At 63.4% G+C, this 16,649-nt stretch carries 16 protein-coding genes and 2 pseudogenes; 16 read left to right on the forward strand and 2 right to left on the reverse strand.

Annotated elements, in window-relative coordinates; genetic code table 11:
- Nucleotides 1-30 precede the first annotated feature (30 nt).
- Nucleotides 31-1,167, forward strand: a complete 1,137-nt coding sequence (locus ACFRAQ_RS07840; protein WP_379095507.1) for a TIGR03617 family F420-dependent LLM class oxidoreductase — start codon at nt 31-33, stop codon at nt 1,165-1,167.
- Nucleotides 1,168-1,540: 373 nt separating this feature from the next.
- On the opposite strand, the gene ACFRAQ_RS07845 is transcribed toward ACFRAQ_RS07840, so the two are convergent.
- Nucleotides 1,541-2,257: a TetR/AcrR family transcriptional regulator gene (locus ACFRAQ_RS07845; RefSeq protein WP_379095510.1), complete on the reverse strand. Its 717-nt coding sequence runs from the start codon at nt 2,255-2,257 to the stop codon at nt 1,541-1,543.
- A 157-nt stretch (nt 2,258-2,414) separates the two neighbouring features.
- On the opposite strand from ACFRAQ_RS07845, the gene ACFRAQ_RS07850 reads away from it, so the two are divergent.
- From ACFRAQ_RS07850 to ACFRAQ_RS07880, 7 genes are all read left to right on the forward strand, one after another.
- Entirely contained in the window at nt 2,415-3,995 is a 1,581-nt protein-coding gene (locus ACFRAQ_RS07850) for an NAD(P)/FAD-dependent oxidoreductase (protein WP_379095513.1), read from the forward strand.
- Nucleotides 3,992-5,059: a carbon-nitrogen hydrolase family protein gene (locus ACFRAQ_RS07855; RefSeq protein WP_379095516.1), complete on the forward strand. Its 1,068-nt coding sequence runs from the start codon at nt 3,992-3,994 to the stop codon at nt 5,057-5,059. The genes ACFRAQ_RS07850 and ACFRAQ_RS07855 overlap by 4 nt, the downstream gene beginning before the upstream one ends.
- Nucleotides 5,060-5,141: 82 nt before the next feature.
- Nucleotides 5,142-5,333: a ferredoxin gene (locus tag ACFRAQ_RS07860; RefSeq protein WP_379095518.1), complete on the forward strand. Its 192-nt coding sequence runs from the start codon at nt 5,142-5,144 to the stop codon at nt 5,331-5,333.
- A complete protein-coding gene (locus ACFRAQ_RS07865) occupies nt 5,330-6,673 on the forward strand; it encodes an NAD(P)/FAD-dependent oxidoreductase (RefSeq protein ID WP_379095521.1) in 1,344 nt (447 codons plus the stop codon). The genes ACFRAQ_RS07860 and ACFRAQ_RS07865 overlap by 4 nt, the downstream gene beginning before the upstream one ends.
- On the forward strand, nt 6,670-7,842 hold the full coding sequence (locus tag ACFRAQ_RS07870; RefSeq protein ID WP_379095524.1) for a DJ-1/PfpI family protein: 1,173 nt from the start codon (nt 6,670-6,672) through the stop codon (nt 7,840-7,842). The genes ACFRAQ_RS07865 and ACFRAQ_RS07870 overlap by 4 nt, the downstream gene beginning before the upstream one ends.
- Before the next feature lie 202 nt (nt 7,843-8,044).
- Nucleotides 8,045-8,803: an SDR family oxidoreductase gene (locus tag ACFRAQ_RS07875; protein ID WP_379095526.1), complete on the forward strand. Its 759-nt coding sequence runs from the start codon at nt 8,045-8,047 to the stop codon at nt 8,801-8,803.
- Complete coding sequence (locus tag ACFRAQ_RS07880; RefSeq protein WP_379095528.1) at nt 8,803-9,009, forward strand: hypothetical protein; 207 nt, start codon at nt 8,803-8,805, stop codon at nt 9,007-9,009. Before ACFRAQ_RS07875 ends, ACFRAQ_RS07880 begins: the two co-directional genes overlap by 1 nt.
- Before the next feature lie 142 nt (nt 9,010-9,151).
- Here the strand turns inward: ACFRAQ_RS07880 and ACFRAQ_RS07885 are convergent, their stop codons facing one another.
- The gene (locus ACFRAQ_RS07885) at nt 9,152-9,760 is read right to left on the reverse strand and encodes a TetR family transcriptional regulator (protein WP_379095531.1); all 609 of its coding nucleotides are present in this window, start codon (nt 9,758-9,760) and stop codon (nt 9,152-9,154) included.
- 119 nt (nt 9,761-9,879) lie between these two features.
- Here ACFRAQ_RS07885 and ACFRAQ_RS07890 point away from each other — a divergent pair.
- The 8 genes and pseudogenes from ACFRAQ_RS07890 to ACFRAQ_RS07925 form a co-directional block, all read left to right on the forward strand.
- A pseudogene (locus ACFRAQ_RS07890) lies at nt 9,880-10,566 on the forward strand (type 1 glutamine amidotransferase domain-containing protein); the annotation flags it as partial.
- Nucleotides 10,567-10,596: 30 nt separating this feature from the next.
- Nucleotides 10,597-11,022 (forward strand): annotated as a pseudogene (locus ACFRAQ_RS07895) (SRPBCC family protein); the annotation flags it as partial.
- Nucleotides 11,023-11,084: 62 nt separating this feature from the next.
- Nucleotides 11,085-11,669, forward strand: a complete 585-nt coding sequence (locus ACFRAQ_RS07900; RefSeq protein WP_379095535.1) for an SRPBCC family protein — start codon at nt 11,085-11,087, stop codon at nt 11,667-11,669.
- Nucleotides 11,670-11,752: 83 nt separating this feature from the next.
- Complete coding sequence (locus ACFRAQ_RS07905) at nt 11,753-12,610, forward strand: 3-hydroxyacyl-CoA dehydrogenase (RefSeq protein ID WP_379095537.1); 858 nt, start codon at nt 11,753-11,755, stop codon at nt 12,608-12,610.
- Nucleotides 12,611-12,786: 176 nt separating this feature from the next.
- Entirely contained in the window at nt 12,787-13,431 is a 645-nt protein-coding gene (locus tag ACFRAQ_RS07910; protein ID WP_379095540.1) for a TetR/AcrR family transcriptional regulator, read from the forward strand.
- A 698-nt stretch (nt 13,432-14,129) separates the two neighbouring features.
- Nucleotides 14,130-14,738, forward strand: coding sequence for a hypothetical protein (locus tag ACFRAQ_RS07915; protein WP_379095543.1), 609 nt, complete (start codon nt 14,130-14,132; stop codon nt 14,736-14,738).
- A gap of 147 nt (nt 14,739-14,885) precedes the next feature.
- Complete coding sequence (locus ACFRAQ_RS07920) at nt 14,886-15,641, forward strand: SDR family oxidoreductase (protein ID WP_379095546.1); 756 nt, start codon at nt 14,886-14,888, stop codon at nt 15,639-15,641.
- The gene (locus ACFRAQ_RS07925; RefSeq protein ID WP_379095549.1) at nt 15,638-16,621 is read left to right on the forward strand and encodes an NADPH:quinone oxidoreductase family protein; all 984 of its coding nucleotides are present in this window, start codon (nt 15,638-15,640) and stop codon (nt 16,619-16,621) included. Before ACFRAQ_RS07920 ends, ACFRAQ_RS07925 begins: the two co-directional genes overlap by 4 nt.
- Nucleotides 16,622-16,649: the final 28 nt, after the last annotated feature.

Here is a 16,649-nt window from a genome sequence, read left to right on the forward strand (position 1 = left end):
ACAATGATCAGGTTGGTAAGGACTGGGTACATGCGACTTGAAACACTGTTGCCGCTCGGCAAGGTAGATCCTGGCCTGCGGGCCCCAGACATCCCGCTGGACATCTGGTCAGTGGGTGACAACGCGAAGCTTCTCGAGTCGATCGGCTACGGCGGAGTTGTGGTCGAGGAGACCAAGGATGACCCCTTCACAATTTTGACGTTGGCTGCGCAAGCCACCGAAACCCTGCGGGTTGGGACGGCAGTAGCGATCGCGTTCCCTCGAAGCCCGACGGTGATGGCTCTTCATGCGTGGACGCTGCAGAAGCTGTCTCGCGGGCGCTTCACCCTCGGTCTCGGAACCCAAGTCCGCGGCCATATTCAGCGGCGTTACGGTGTCGCGTGGGCGCCGCCGGCACCGCGCATCCGCGAGTATGTCCACGCGGTTCGCGCGGTCTGGGACTGCTGGCAGAACGGGACACCGCTCAACGTCATAGGAAACCACTACAACCTTGATCTGATGGTGCCACTGTTCGATGCGGGACCCATCGACAACCCCGCGATCCCAATTCACCTGGCGGCGGTCAACCCCAGGTTGTGCGGTGTGGCTGGAGAAGTCGCAGACGGCGTTCGGCCGCATCCTGTGTGCACGCCGAGCTACATCCGGTCAGTCATGCTGCCAGCTGTACAGCAGGGCGCCGCAAGGGCTGGGCGTGATCTATCCGAGTTTCGTGTCGCGATGAAGCCACTGGTTGCGGCGGCGCGTTCGGAGGAGGAGCTGATTTCGAAGGTTCGTGACGCGCGAGCGCGTATCGCGTTCTACGCTTCCACACCCGGATACGCCGCAGCCTTCGAGCACCTGGGGCTCGAAGCCCTTGCGGCCGAAGCAAAGATCCTGTCGAAAGCGCAGCGATGGGAAGCCCTGCCCCTGCTCATCGACGACGAGACTCTCGAAACGTTTGTGACGATCGGGACCTACGACGAGATTGGCCAAAAGCTGGTCAACCGATACGGCGATGTTGTCACTGATATCGAGTTCTCGATCGCGATCCGAGACGACGAGGACCGCAATACCCTTCAGGAACTTGCACATTTGGTGCAAAGTGCGGATGAATCCATTGCGCGAGCAGCCATCCGTGGTCCGAGCGATGGTAGCAAGCTGACACCTCAGGTCGAGCCGTCGTGCTGATCCTGTCTGTCCGTGACCTTCTGGTCTTCGTGCACGCGCAGCACGTGGGAGCAGATCAACCAGCGTTGCTCTGGCTGACCGGTAGCCATCCTGTCGGCACCGGGGCTTGCAGATTGTCGCGTGTTCTGGCGAACGTTTCGAGCGGTCGTTCCCCACCGACGGCGCGCATGACGGCTCAGGGTGGCTGGGTTGTGAAACCCGATGGCGGAGGCGACTTGCGCCAACGGCATCCGCGTCGCCGCCCAGTTGTTCGGTATGAACGCCGCGTAGACCTGCTGACCGGACCCATGCTGTGTGTTGCCACCTACCCAGAATCACTTCGTTGCTCAGCGGGGCAGGCCCCGGATGTGGCGAACGCCCGTCGCTGCGTTGCCTATCGCGGAACTGATTTCGTACGCCGTTCGGGTTCGGGTGGTTCGATCAAACGGGCGCGCGAGTGACCCGTAGCGTCACGGAAATGTGGGCTCGTGAGCCCCTCGTTGACGAGTCTGCGGCCCACGTCCAGGCATTCGATCATCTGGTCGTCGGTCAGGGCGAGGCTGTCGTTGCGCATGCTCAAGGCGATCACACCGTTCCATGCTCCCCAGAGGAAGCGGGCCGTGTTGGCCGCCGGGTAATCATCTGCCTCCCCAGCGTCGATCGCCGCGCTGATTCCGGTTTCGAATCTTGCCATCAAACGGTCGATTTCGTCGGACGCTCGTTGGCGCATGTCGTTGTCGTTGTCCTCGGCCTCGACGCCCTGAACGAGGAAGCGGAACGACTCGCGATGGGTTAGGAAGAACTTCGCGTACAAGTCCGCGACGGCCATCACCCGTTCGAGGGGGGAGGCGTCGAGCTCGAACGCCTCGTCGAGGTAGACATTGAAGATTCGCGTCGCGCGCTCGACCAGCGCGAGCATCAGCCCATCCTTGTTGCCGAAGTGCGTATAGATGGTGCCGACAGACACGTCCGCGGCCTCGGCGAGCTCTTCCATTCGGGCCGTGCGGTAACCACCCGCAAACAGGCGTTCAGCCTCGTCGAGTATGCGCTCGCGCGTGCGAGCTCGCCGTCTGTCCATGCGGGTGGGCGCAGCGGCGTCCACGTCATTCACCTCTGATCCTCTCGTGCCGGGACCGATCGTGTCGCCAGGCCGTGTCTCTCTTCGGGGCGATCCTATCCGGTGACCCTCTGATTGAATACTATTCATTTTTGAAGCCTATTGCATTATTGAATCAGATTACCTATGGTCGACGGCAGGAGGTTGTGACATGGATCAACACTGTGATGTCGTGATCGTCGGGGCTCGCCTCGCGGGTGCTTGCGCGGCGACGCACCTAGCGCGCGCGGGCGTCGACGTGGTCGCGTTGGATCGCTCGTCGTTCCCGTCGGATCAGTTCTCGACGCATCTGCTATTCCCGGATGGGATCAACGAAGTGCGGAAGATGGGTGCCTTGGACGGCATCCAGGCGCACAATCCGACGCGCTCGCTATACCTGTCGCTGACCATCGACGGCGGAACGGCCGACGAGGTACGGGTTTTCGAGCGCTGGCGCAATGCCGGGCCGATCGACTATTGCATGTGCGTGCCCCGGATCCTGCAGGATGTCGAGCTCGTCAAGGCGGCTCGCGCTGCGGGGGCCGACGTGCGTGAGCGGCACAAGTTGGTCGAGGTGCTGTGGCGTGGCGGCCGGGCCTGCGGTGTGCGGTATGCCGACGCGGAGGGACGCCAGCACAATCTGTACGCGCGTTTGGTGGTCGGCGCGGATGGGCGCCGATCGTCGGTCGCAGCGCAGGTAGGCGCGAACACACCGTATCGGGCATCCCGTAACGGTCGCGGTCTGGTTTTCCGGTACGCGGATGATCCGCTTTATGGCACCCGCGACGGTGAGACCATTCACCAGTACCGCGACGGAGGCTCGATGGCGTTCGTGTTCCCGTCGGCGCCGGCACCTCGAATGCTGATGCTGTTCATGGGTGCGGCAGAGGAGGCGGCGACAGCACTGGCCGATCCGGAGGCGTACTGGGAGGCCAAGCTGCGGCAGCACCCCACCCTTGCGAAGCGGGTCGCGGGTGCGACCAATCTCAGCGCGGTGCGTGGCACCGGTGACACCACCGGCTTCTTCCGTGCCTCGAGCGGCCCTGGGTGGGCGCTCATCGGCGACGCCGGCCACTTCAAGGATCCCGTTCTCGGGCAGGGACAGCGGGACGCGCTGTGGACCGGCCGTCGGTTGGCGGAGGTGGTGGTCGAGTCGCTACACGACACTCGGGAACTGGATCTGGCGGTTCGCCAATGGGAACAGGAACGTGACCATGAGTGTCTGCACGCCTACCATTTCGGCAATATCGAGACCGAGCCGCTGCCCGCATCGCCGGTTCTGACTGAAATCCTGCGACGCCAGACTCAGGATGGCGCGACGACACCCAATCTCGGCGACCTGTACGGCCGCGCCCGCACGATGCCGCAGGTGCTCAACACCGGCAGGCTCGTCCGCGGCTTGGCGGATACCCTTCGCCACCATCGCCGGAACCTGGATACGCCCGAGGCCGCCCGGCGGGTGGTTGCTGATATTCGGACCCAGATTGGCGTGCGCCGAGAGCTTGCCGGCAAGAAGTTCCGGCCGTCCGCCGTGGTAGTTGGCTCCGATCGTCCCGACCCGACGCCGCCGGCGCCCGTGCGGCCCCCTGCACGGGTCCTGTCGGACGCACCGAATGTCGAACCCGTGCCCGCACCGGCTGCCGAGCTGAAACCGAAACCCAAGGCACCGACGACCCGGCGGTCGAGCGATCCCATCCCGAAGACCGAACCGCACGTGCTCACCGCCGAAACCCGAGAAGAGGCCGCACAGTGACCCAAACGATCCGCATCGCCGCTATCCAGCCGCGACTACGTTTCGGTGACGTCGACGGCAATCTGGCCCACGTCGAAGACCTCGTTCGCTCCGCCGTATCCGCGCACTCGCCCCGTTTGGTCGTGCTGCCGGAAGGAATATCCTCGCCCTACGTCGGCTCGTCAGCAGCACTGGGCACAACGGTGCGGCCGATCGACGGTGCGCCGCTACAACTCATGCGGATGCTGGCGCGCACCCTCGACATCGTGCTCGCTGGAGGCTTTCTTGCGCACCGCGGCGGTGACGCTCGTTCCACATACGCTGTGGTCGAGCCGGACGGGCGGGTGCACCTCCACGACAGCACCAGATTGTCGCCAGCGCAGCGAGCGCAGTGTGCGCCGGGGCGAGGCCGCGGTAATGCAACCGTAGCGGCCTTATCAGAAACCCCGGTCGGAATAGTGACCGGTCACGAGTGGACAGACCGCAGGACCGTCGACCGTCATTATGGGCGTTCGCATCTCGTTCTGGGTGGTGCATGCTGGGCCAACGACAGCGCACACCCTGGTTTGTGGTCCGCGGCGTCTGGGGTCCGGTACCGGCAGCATCTCGCCGCCGCGCCGAAACAGCTAGCCCGATTGCTGGACACGCCGGTCGTGTTGGCGACCCACGTTGGTCTCGCGGGTTTCGGCGGTAGTCGACGAGCGGCCGACCTTATCGCCGCGACGCAGATCGTCGCCCATGACGGTGCTGTGCTTGCACAGCTGACCGACGCCGACGGCGAAGGACACATTGCCGCTGACGTGGACGTATTCGCCACTCCCGCACCGGAACTGGAGCCAAGCCTGGCGGCACGCTGGTTGCGTCCGGAGACCGCGATCGTCGACCGTGTTGCGGCCCGCGCAGTCGGATTTGGATACGCCGCCTCCTATCGGGCCCGGCATCTCCTCGAGCGGCATGCATGGCAGTCCTGGCCCAGCAGCGACCTACCGGACGAGATCGCGGCGGCCGAAGCGCATGGACAAATGCAGTCGACGACCTTCTCTCGCAAGAATCCGCCCGCCGGCGCGGCGCTCAGTTCGAGATGACAATTCGGCACCGAATTGTGTTCGAGGACAAACCCTTTCAAGCCTGCGGGCTGTGCCCGCAAGAACGAATCGAGTCAGTCAGATGAAAATCATCGTAGAACCATCGAAGTGTGATGGCCTCGGTATGTGTGAGGCGGTCGCGCCCGATCTGTTCGAAGTAGGTCCGGACGGCATCGTGCGGGTCCTCGATGACGCCCCGGGCGAGGATCGGCGCGTCGACGTGCAGGCTGCGATCGATGCCTGCCCGGTGCTGGCACTGAAGCTTTCGTCATGACCGCACCGTTAGCGCGCTCCGAGCATCTGGTGGTGGTCGGTGCGTCCCTGGCAGGCCTACGCGCTGTGGAAGCGGCACGCCGCCTTGGGTTCACCGGTCAGATCACGCTGATCGGGCAGGAGTCGCATTTGCCCTATGACCGACCGCCATTGTCCAAGGCGTTCTTGGACTCTGACGGAGACAAATCCGCGTTGCCGTTCCGATCCGAGCACGAGTTCGCCGATGACCTTCAGGTGCGGCTATTGCTCGGCCATCCCGCGACCGGCCTCGACGCCGCCACCCACACCGTCATGGTGAACGGGCGGGCAGTCGCTTACGACAAGTTGATCATCACTACTGGAGCCACCCCGCGGTCACTTCCGATGACTTTGCCCGGCGCCGCCAGTTGTGGTGTGCACAATCTGCGGACGATCGAGGACGCGGTCGCAATCCGGGAGGCTCTGGATCGTCGTGCCCGTGTCGTCATCGTCGGGGCAGGATTCATCGGGTCTGAGGTGGCCGCAGCAGCCCGCAAGCGGGGACTGCCGGTCACCATCATTGAGCGGCTCAGCACACCTCTGGTTCGATCAGTAGGTCCGGCGGTGGGCTCGATCGTCGCCGAGCTGCATGAGCGAGCCGGCACCGAACTGGTCCTCGATGCTGGGATCACCGAGATCACAGCCCAGGACGGTCACGCAACCGGGGTAGTGCTGCATGACGGCCGCCGCCTGGACGCCGAGCTTATCGTTGTCGGCATCGGCGCCTCTCCGGCCACAGAATGGTTGTCAGGCAGCGGCATCGAGTTGCACCCCGTCGACGGCGGTCTGGTATGCGGACCGGACCTTGCCACCAATCTGCCCGATGTCTTCGCGGCCGGAGACGTCGTGCACGCGCCGAACTCGTTATTCGATAACGACACCGTTCGGCTCGAACACTGGACGAACGCAGCCGAACAGGGCGTGCTAGCTGCGCGCAGCGCTCTCGGCCATCGTTCGAACGAGGCACCGGCCAACGTGCCGTACTTCTGGTCGGACCTGTATGCCGCACGCATCCAATTCGTCGGGTTACCTACCGCCGACGAGGTCCTGCCGGTCGGTTTGGACACCGACGCGCCAATCGTCCTGTACCGGCGGTCGGACCGGATCGTCGGCGCGCTCACTGTCAATCGTCCGCGCGACATCATGAAGTTCCGCCGTCGGATCGCCGATCGGGGCCTGTGGGCGGAATCGGTTCAGTTCGCCGACGAGCTGGCGGCAGCGCTGCGCGCGTCCCAACCCGATTCCCGATCGCTGTCGTCTGGTGCGCGTTTCACGGTGCCTTCGACGGCGGAGAAGCTCGATCATGGAAGGACACTCCGATGACCTCGGTGCTTATTGTCGTTTCGGCCGCCGACTATTGGACCCTCAACGACGAAACGAATCACCCGACCGGATTCTGGGCCGAAGAACTCATCGAGCCACACCGGCTGTTCACCGCCGCGGGGTGGCGCGTCACGATCGCCACTCCGGGGGGGAAAGCCCCGACCGTCGACTCCCTGAGCCTCGGACTGGCCGGCGGGCTCCCGCACAAGACCCGGGAGTACCGGCGCTACCTCGGGGAGCAGAGCGATGAGTTCTCGAGGCCAGTCGCGCTGTCCGATATCAACGAAGACGAGTACGACGTCGTCTTCTATCCGGGTGGGCACGGGCCTATGCAGGACCTGGCAGTCGACCCGATATCCGGGGCCCTGCTAACCAGACGACTCGGTTCCGGTAAGCCGCTGGCGCTGCTGTGCCACGCGCCGGCCGCCGCGCTCGCTGCCCAAAATCCAGACGGGACATGGGCTTTCGCGGGGTATCGGATGACGGCCTTGTCGAACCGCGAAGAACTGCTCAACTCGTTCTCACGCAAGGCCCCGTGGCTACTGGAGGACCGGCTCGCCGAGGAAGGGGCCGACTATGTCAAGGGACCGGTGCCATTGCGGCCGTTCATCGTTGTCGATCGGAACCTCTACACCGGGCAGAATCCCGCGTCCTCGGCCAAGTTGGCGCGCAAACTCATCGCGGACCTTGGCAGCCCGGCGTTGTCGGTCAGCGCCACCCGTGTAGTGCCCGCCAGTCCGGCTCACGTGTACGCGATGATCCACGACATCACCAGGATCGGCGACTTCAGCCCCGAAACTACGAGCGCTCGCTGGATCGAACAAGGTAGGCGCTTCAAGGGGAGCAACAGCATCGGCCGGTTCTACCGGTGGGGTATGGCCGCCACCGTTATCGAAGCAACACCGGGCAGGGTGTTCGCGTTCCGCACCGACTGGCCGTCATCGACCACCTGGCGCTACGAATTGCGCCGCGTCGACGGCGGCACAGAGGTCACCGAATCGATGCACAAGGTCGACGCGCAACTCGCGCCGATCCGGTGGATTCAGAACGCGGTCGGGGTCCGCGACCGCGCTGCGCACCTGCAGTCCGGGGTGGAGACCACGCTGGACCGGTTGGTCAGCCACTTCACGGAAGTCGATCGGCTCAAGAAGGCTGCGGCACCACGGTAGTCCACCCTCACTGCTCGACTCCTACCAACGATGGGACCAGGCTCACTATGGACTTGTTGACCGTATGAGCCTCGTCCCGGCAGTAAGTAGCCCGTAATGGCGCAGGCCAACTGACGGGCTGTCACCGGAGAACCCGCACCGCCGCGGATCTGCACCGCCAGGTCCAGTCTGAGCGCCCCTCGAACCAGTGCGAAGGAACCGCATGGCCACCAGCATGCGCACCAACATCGTAATCACCGGCGCCAGCTCCGGGCTGGGCGCGGGCATGGCTCGCGCGTTCGCTGCCAAAGGACGCAATGTGGCATTGTGCGCGCGTCGCATCGACCTGCTCTGGCAGTTGCGTGATGAGTTGCTGCGCGCCCACCCCGGCATCGATGTCGCTGTCTATGAACTGGACGTCAACAACCATGACCGCGTTTTCACGGTGTTTCGTGCTTACCAGGCGCGTGCGGGATCTGTTGATCGGGTCATTGTCAATGCGGGGCTCGGTAAGGGGCAGCCGATCGGAATCGGCCGTTTCGATACGAATCTGCAGACCGCGCAAACGAATTTCACTGCGGCACTCGCCCAGTGTGAGGCTGCAATGGAGATCTTCCGCGCCCAGAACGACGGGCATCTGGTCGCCATCTCTTCGATGAGAGCCATGCGCGGGCTGCCCGGCGAACTCACCACCTACGCCGCAAGCAAAGCGGGGCTAGCAGCGCTGGCAGAAGGCATTCGAGCCGACACCCTCGATACACCGATCCGGGTTACCACGATCTATCCCGGCTATATCGCCACGGCCATGAGCGCGACCTCAACCAGTGCACCGATGTTGACCCCGCTGGACAAGGGCGTGCGCGCCATGGTCAACGCAGTCGAACGCGAACCAGCCGAGGCCACAGTGCCATCCTGGCCATGGACCCCGATCGGATTCGTCAGGCGGCACGCCCCGCTACGATTGCTCGGAAGGTCGAGTTGATGGTTGCCAGCGAGACTGTCGATTCGATCCACACGGACCATGTGTTTGCCCCTTGGCTGGCGGAGTACCGCGCCGAGGGCACCGGGGCCTGCCTCGCTCACGGTAACTCGGGGCTGGAGTATTTCTTCCCCGAATCTGACCGGCACGCCGGCATGCTGTCCACGGCGTCAAAGAGTGGCAAATGGTTATGGGCTGCGGTCCTCTGATGGACCGGGCCCGAAATTAGATCTTATGCAAGGTCTTCGGGCAGTTCAGACTGGTATTGATCGCTCGGCCGATCCAACTGGAATGAAGGTGCCGTCGTGCTGTCGCTCGCTGCGGGCGACTGCGTCCGACGACGGCTCCGACTCATGCGACGTCAGGTCGAATCTGAATGAACGAGAATACGCGATCGATGAGCTCGGGAAGCGTGCTGGAGCTCTCACCGTCAGCCCATTGCGACAACGCGACATCGAAGCATCCCAATGCAGCGCTCACCGCGGTGCGCGCCTCGAGGTTGGCGGTGTCGCCGTGAGCGCGGAGCTGGTTGGCGACCTCGGGGTACAGCGCGGCCGACCAGGCGAGGTGCTTTTCGAGGTTCTTCGCCCGCAGTTCGACAGTGTTGTTTATGACGCGCATGACGCGTTTCCAGCTGACGCCATCCTCCTCCATCGCGACTGCAGCACCGCGGATGACCGCGTGAAGGGCGGACCAGATGTCGGACCCGTCGAGATTGGCGACGAACGCATCGCGGGCTTGCTCAGCGGTGGGCATGCGCCCGCCGAAAACGACGTCCTCCTTGTTCGGGAAGTAGCGGAAGAAGCTGCGCGTCGAGATCTGGGCTGCAGCGGCGATGTCGTTGACAGTGACCGCGTCGTACCCGTGCTTGTCGAACAGTTCCATCGCCGTCTCGGCCAAAGATGTCTTCAACGCCTCGCGGGCACGTGCGCGCAAGCCGGTGGTGTCCAAAGGTGCCATGCGGTAAGCGTACCAATGACAACTGTGACATGCACTGCCATATATGGCGCATACTGACTCGACTGTCATATGATGACAGTCAGATGTTGAAACCATGGCACCCAAGGAGGTAGATCACCATGACAACGGTTTTATTCGTGGTCTCGGCAGCAGACCGCTGGACGCTCAAGGACGGCACCGTCCACCCCTCCGGCTACTGGGCGGAGGAGCTTGCAGCTCCGCACCGAATCTTCAGTGAAGCTGGATGGGACATCACGATCTCGACGCCGGGCGGCAAGCCGCCCACGCTCGATGAGCTGAGTCTGGGTTTCGCCGGTGGAATGCCGGGCAAGCGGCGTGAGGTCAAGAACTACCTGGACAGCATCAATGACGCGCTGAGCGCTCCCCGGCCTCTCGATCAGGTGAACGCCGGCGACTTCGACCTGGTGTTCTACCCCGGTGGCCATGGCCCGATGGAAGACCTTGCATACGACAAGGTTTCGGGTGCGCTTTTGAAGCAAAGGCTCGCCTCAGGCAAACCGCTGGCCCTGTTGTGCCACGCACCCGCTGCGATTCTGGCAGCCACCGATCCCGATGGCAGCAACGTGTTCGCGGGGTACAAGATGACCGGTCTGTCCAACCGGGAGGAGTTGCTGAACAGTTTCGCGCGCAAGGCTCCCTGGCTGTTGGAAGACAAGCTGAAGGACGCCGGCGTCGACTACTCGAAGGGCATGCCCCTGCGGCCGTTCGTAGTAACCGACCGCAACCTGTACACCGGGCAGAACCCGCAGTCCTCGGAGAAGCTCGCGCATCTGCTGGTGTCGGAACTGGGCGAGCCCGCGTTGCACGCGAGCGTGTCGCGCATCATCGCCGCGCCGCGGCAGGAGCTGTACGCCTTCATCAGTGACATGACCGGGATGGGTGAGATCAGTCCCGAGACTCGCAGTGTCAAGTGGGTGGAGCCCGGGAAACGGTTCAAAGGCAAGAATGCGATCGGCCCGCTCTACCGCTGGTCGATGGGCGGGGTCGTCACCGAGAACGTGCCAGGCGAGGCGTTCGGGTTTTACACCGACTCGCCGTCGGAAACGCATTGGCGCTACACATTTCAGGATGTCTCGGGCGGCACGTTGGTGACCGAGTCGATGCGCAAGCAGCGTCCGCAGATCAGGCCCGTCGTGTTCATGCAGGACGTCTCCGGAGCTCGTGATCGTCAAGAGCATTTGGAGAACGGCATGCGCGCCACGCTGGACCGACTCGCCGAGAAGTTCGAAACGACACGATAACTCGGCTCACAGATCGCGGTCATGATCCAGGGAACGCCAGGAATGGACCAGGATTGGAGTAGATGATGGATAGACGACAACTGCTGGGAATGTTTGCCGCAGGAACCGCTCTTGCGCTGACAGGGCGTGCCGTCGCCAACAGCGCACCACCGGAATGGGGTCCCGACCTCTCGAACCCTCCAGGGTCCGGACTGGCCCAGCCTGCGCTGCAAGGAAGTGTTTCGCGAGTGATCGCCGCGCCGCGGCACGATCTGTACGTCTACATCAGCGAGATGACCCATATGCGCGAGATCAGTCCGGAGAACCAGTGGACGAAATGGGTCGTGCCAGGTGAGCGGTTCGAGGGCTACAACGCGATAGGGCTGTTCTATCAGTGGCCGATGGGTGGTGTAGTCACCGAAAACGTGCCCGACGAGATGTTCGATTTCTACACCGATGCGCCGTCGCAGACACATTGGCGCTACGCCTTCACTGACGTCGAAGGCGGCACATTGGTCACCGAGTCGTTTCGCAAACAGGATCCGCAGATCGCGCCGATCGTGTTCATGCAGGACATCTCTGGCGCTCACGACCGTCAGGCGCATCTGACGAACGGCATGCGCGTCACTCTCGAACGGCTCGCTGAGAAATTCGAGTCACCGCGGTAACACAAGCGTCATCTCAACCTCACGGACAGCCCCAGGGGGAGACTGCAAGGCGCTCGATAAAGAACGAAGTTAAGGAGAAAACAATGACCATCGACATTCACAGGGTGACCGTGCTGGGAACAGGAGTGCTCGGATCCCAAATCGCATTCCAGACCGCATTCAGCGGGTTCGAGGTCACCGCTTACGACATCAGCGACGCCGCGCTCCAAGCTGGACGTCAGCATATCGACAATCTCGCCGCGATCTACCGGGAGCAGCTGCCGGACGCGGGCGACGGGAGGGCGGAGCGGACTGCGACGAGCATCGCGCTCACCTCCGACCTGGCTCGAGCGGTCAAGGACGCCGACTTGGTCATTGAGGCCATCCCCGAGGTGCTCGCGATCAAGCAGGAGACTTACAGGAAGCTCGGCGAAGCCGCGCCGGAGCGGACCATTTTCGCGACGAACTCCTCCACTCTGCTGCCAAGCGCCATGAAGGACTCCACCGGTCGGCCGGACAAGTTCCTCGCCCTGCACTTCGCGAATCAGCTGTGGCAGCAGAATACGGCCGAGATTATGGGCACGCCGGACACCGATCCCACGGTGTTCCAGAAGGTGGTCGACTTCGCATCGAAGATCGGCATGGTGCCTATCGAGATCCACAAAGAAAAGGCCGGATACGTCCTGAACTCGCTGCTTGTGCCACTGCTGAACGCAGGGCTCACCCTTGCGGCAGGCGGGTACGCCGATCCGGAGGCGGTGGACAAGACCTGGAGGATCGGCACAGGCGCGCCGGCCGGTCCGTTCCAGATCCTCGACGTCATCGGTCTGGCAACGCCCTACAACGTCTTCGCCAACGGCGACGAGGATGCCCAGAAGCTTGCCGCATGGCTGAAGACGAATTACATCGACAAGGGCAAACTCGGCGTCGCGACAGGTGAGGGCTTTTACAAGTACTCATAGTCACGTGGGCGGCGCAAGCGCTGCGAACCGGGCAGAACCGGGCAGATATGCCGGAACACCCGGAACCGGTCACGGTCCGTCGAGCGGCGTTGCGTCGCACGGCGCTGAGTGGCTGACGATCCGCGCGCTGTTACGATCCTGGACATCAAATAGTGGCCGGACGATAACGAAGCGAGATGGTGGACGCCCAGCAGGATGTGGAGGAGCAGCCCGGTCGGGTTGTCCCGAAGACCAAGCGGGGAGCGCGGACTCGGGCCGCGCTGGTGACCGCGGCTCGTGAAGTATTCGAACGAGACGGCTTCCTTGACGCCCGTGTCGCGGACATATCCAAGACCGCCGGTATGGCATCCGGCTCGTTCTACACCTACTTCGACAGCAAAGAAGAGATCTTCGCTGAGGTCGTGCGGCGGATGCGGGAAGAAATGCTGCACCCGCACATACGTGAGCGTGCAGGAATCTGTGATCCGTGTGAGCTCATCGCCGCGGCCAATCTGGAATATCTCAAATCCTATCGGCGCAACGCCCGGTTGATGGCTGTGCTCGAACAAGTTTCGAATATCGATGAGCAGTTCCGGACCTTGCGTTATGAACGTGCGACAGTCATCTTCGAACGCAATGCCACCATGATCCGCACCTTGCAGGAAACCGGCTTGGCAGACGCTGAGCTGAACGCATGGGTCACCGCGCAAGCATTGTCAAGCATGATGAGCAGGATGGCCTACCTGGTGTTCGTAGAAGGGCAGAAGATCGCCTTCGACACCCTAGTGGAGACCTTGAACCGAATCTGGTTCAACGCATTGGGTCTTGAGAGAACTCCCTGACACAACAGCAGTTCCCGCTCTGGATGACCCTCCTCGGCCTGCTCATAGCCTCGTTCTAGGCGCCGTCAGCACCCATTACCACGACAGCAACGAGCTGAACCGAGCCCCGGCCGATCCTCGTTGAGCGTTGTTTCGTCTCGGTTGGCATGCTTGTCCGCTGCGATCCCAAGGCGTGGCTGCAGCGTGCGGCGTGTGCGGGCTCACCGGCCCCAAATCTGCTTACGGCTTAGGGATCCGGCTGTGAACGATCTCCGTCGACACTAATGTTGGGGCCCTCGCGCCATGCTCTCCAACTCGGCGGCAGTGCGTGCTATCGACCACGCTTCTGCTGGTGGTATCCCCAGGGCAGTCAGACAACTACTCGCTGCCGCTATTGCCGGATCCTCGACGTTCCAGGTCTCGTCATTGCGCGTCTTCAGCAGTGCGACCACTATCGCGGAGAGGATGAGCGAAAGGACTTCGGCCGGCATATGGTCGGAGAAGACCGCTGTGCGCTGGCCTTCACGCACCAGCTCGGCGCCATGCTGGTGTACCGAGGCTAGCCGTTTTTCACGGGTGCAGCGATTACCGGCGGTCTGGCACCCCGTCTCGGACTGCGCACTGTGGTGACGCTGGGCATGCTGTTGGGGTCGGAGCGGGAGCGCTGCCGCTGTCGTCTCGTGTGAGCGCCGAATCTGGTACCTGCCCTTCCTTTGCTGATGCTGTTCGGAGTGGCCATGGGCCTCAGCGTTTCGCCCGCCACCGACGCCATCATGGACGCGTTCCCCGAACAACTTCTGGGCGTCGGCGGCGCGGTGAACGACGCCTCCGTGGAATTGGGCGGCACGCTGGACATCGCCATCCTAGGCTCGCTGCTGTCGACTGCCTACCGGGACGAACTCGGCTCAGCCATCGCGGGCCGGCTGCCTGCGGATGCCGCCGAGGTTGTGCAAGACTCGGTTGGCGGCGCGCTCGGCGTCGCGCAACGCCTGGCCGTGGCCGGGGCGCAGCAGCCCGCAGCCGACTTGGTGTCGGTTGCGAATTCCGCCTTCGCTCAGGCGGTTTCGCATACCGATCTGGATCGGGGCCGCAAACGCTTGCCGTTGGAGCGATCGTCATCGCGACACTTCTGCCATCCCGACGTAAAACCACGGCGACCGCCTCTGCCGAGCAAGCCGTTCGGGTCGGGAGTCGCTGAGTTGCACCCTGGGATGCCGCTCGTCGTCCTGTGTACGTGGCCAGACGCGACGAGCGATACCCCATTTCGTATCGAAGGCCCTGCCTCGGCTTTCGGTAGCGTGCCGCGGCGGAGGCGGTCGCCGTGCTGATTTCGCACCGCATCGCCAGTCGCTTCCGCGGGGTCTCGGAATCCAGTCGTGATCGAGGTCACGTCCGCGCACCAACTTTGAAGTTGACGTCAGAATCAAGTTCGGTGAGGCTGTTCCTAGGGGCAGGATTCTGGAAGGGCTTTCTGAATGGGACGTTTCGACGGCAAAGTTGCCATCGTTACCGGCGCCAGCCGCGGCATCGGATTCGCTATCGCCCAGCGATTGGTGGCCGAAGGGGCGCGTGTGTGCGTGACTGCTCGCAAGCAGGAGGATCTCGACGAAGCGGTCGCCGAACTCGGCTTCAAGAACCAGGCCATAGGTGTCGCCGGCCGCGCTGATGATGTCGAGCACCAAGCCGAAGCGATGCAACGCACGCTCGAGAGTTTCGGCTCGGTCGATCTGCTGGTCAACAATGCTGGTATCAATCCGGTCTATGGGGCAATGCTCGATCTCGATCTAACGGCGGCGCGCAAGACAGTGGAGGTCAATTGTCTGGCCGCGATCTCCTGGGTGCAGCAGGCGCACAAGGCGTGGATGGGAGAACACGGCGGCGCGATCGTGAACATCGCCTCGATAGCCGGAATCCAGGTGGCGCCAGGCATCGGGTTCTACGGTGCGACTAAGGCCATGCTTGTGCACATCACGCAGCAGCTGGCGGTGGAGTTGGGGCCGAACGTCCGAGTCAACGCGATCGCGCCAGCGGTCGTGAAAACCCAGTTCGCGACTGCGCTCTACGAAGGCAGGGAGCAGCAACTGGCGCAACAGTATCCGCTCAAGCGACTCGGTGAGCCCCAGGACATCGGCAGCGTGGCGGCCTTCCTGCTGTCGGCTGATGCGGCGTGGATAACCGGTCAGCTTGTAGTCGTCGACGGCGGCGTGACCCTTGCCGGAGGTGCGGAGTGAAGGCTTGGCGGGTGACGGAACTCGGTGAACCCTCGACGGCCATGCGGCTCGTCGACATCGAAGAACCGAATCCCGGTCCCGGTCAGCTGGTGTTGCGGACTCGCGCCGCGGCGGCGAATTTCCCGGATGTCCTGATGTGCCGGGGCGAATATCAGATCAAGCCCGAACTGCCATTCACACCTGGCGTGGAACTGTGCGGCGAGGTCACGGGGGTCGGCGCGGACGTAACCGGGTTCGCGATCGGGGACCGAGTGCTCGGCGGAGTCGTACCGCCCTCGGGAGGTTTCGCCGAATTCGCCATCATGGACGCCAACGACGCGTTCCCAGCCCCTACAGCATTGGACGACGCCGAAGCTGCGGCCTTCTATATCGGCTATCAAACTGGGTGGTTCGGGTTGCATCGGCGGGCGCATCTGCAACCGGGCGAGACTTTGCTGGTGCACGCCGCCGCCGGGGGCGTGGGCAGCGCAGCCGTGCAGCTGGGCAAGGCCGCAGGTGCCCGGGTCATCGCTGTCGTCCGCGGATCGGCGAAAGCTGAAGTGGCCCACGCCCTCGGCGCTGACATTGTGGTCGACCGCAGCGTGCAGGACTTCGTGCAGGTCGTGAAGGAAGTCACGAGCGGACGGGGCGCAGACGTGATCTATGACCCGGTCGGCGGCGAGGTGTATCAGCGCTCCACCAAATGCATTGCGTTCGAGGGCCGCATTCTGGTTGTCGGGTTCGCAGGCGGGCAGATCCAGTCAGCCGCGCTGAATCACGCACTGGTGAAGAACTATTCGATTCTCGGTCTGCACTGGGGGCTGTATCGCTGGGCGGACCCCGCCGCAGTCCGCGAGTGCCACTCCGAGCTCACTCAGATGGCGCGGGAGGGCGTGGTGAAGCCCCTGATCAGCGAACGGCTGCCGCTGGAGGACGCGGCTACGGCGTTGCAGAGGCTCGCCGACGGCGAGACGGTGGGCCGCGTCACCATCATCTCATGAGTGACTCGATTGAACGAATTCCGTTGGA

The sequence above is a fragment of the Nocardia sp. NPDC056611 genome (genome assembly GCF_042792755.1).
In the GTDB taxonomy this organism is placed as follows: Bacteria; Actinomycetota; Actinomycetes; order Mycobacteriales; family Mycobacteriaceae; genus Nocardia.